Origin of the sequence: Burkholderia sp. Ac-20392 (genome assembly GCF_017104585.1) — a bacterium.
GTDB classification, from domain to species: domain Bacteria; phylum Pseudomonadota; class Gammaproteobacteria; order Burkholderiales; family Burkholderiaceae; genus Burkholderia; species Burkholderia lata.
Genome location: NZ_JAAGPB010001165.1, coordinates 1 through 614, shown reverse-complemented (window position 1 = coordinate 614; position 614 = coordinate 1). Strand labels below are relative to the sequence as shown.

The 614-nt window shown below is 70.7% G+C and carries 1 protein-coding gene; it reads right to left on the bottom strand.

The features are described from left to right. A partial coding sequence (locus G3N99_RS41415) for a type II secretion system F family protein (RefSeq protein ID WP_346778528.1) occupies positions 1–589 on the bottom strand: 589 nt, incomplete at its 3' end. Between the last annotated feature and the right edge of the window lie 25 nt (positions 590–614).

The window sequence follows — 614 nt, the reverse complement described above, 5'->3', positions numbered from 1 at the left end:
CGTGGCGCAGCGGTGCAGACCGACGCAGTGCGTGATGTGCGGCCAGCCCCGCTGCTGCCGTACCGGCAGCGAGCACACCGCCCCACGCCGACAGCGCGGAGGACAGCGCGAGCAGCGCGCGGGTTGGCGCAGGCAGTGCGGCGCCAAAACCGTCGAAGATCTGGCGAAACGTCGGTACCACCCACACCATCAACGCGGCCGAGATCGCGAGCCCGAACAGGATGACGGCCGCCGGGTAGGCGAGCGCGGCCCGCAGCTTGCGCCACTGCGCGTCGGTGCGCTCGCGGTGCTCCGCGACCCGAGTCAGCACGATGCCAAGCGAGCCGGACGCTTCGCCGATCTCGATCAGCTGGCGATACAGCGTGCCGAACTGGGATGGATAGCGTGCGAGGGCATCGGCGAAGCGCCGTCCGCCGACGATCTCGCGTGCGAGACCTGCGGCGATGCGCGGCAAGCCGTCGTGTGGCCGCGTGCGCGCGAGCATCTCGAGCGACGGCGCGAGCGGCAACCCGGCCTGCAGCAGGCTTGCGAGCTGGCGTGTGAAGCGCGTGACGTCCCGCGCGCCGGCCGGGGGAGATGGGAAGAGCACACGGCGGAACTTCAGTAACCAATTA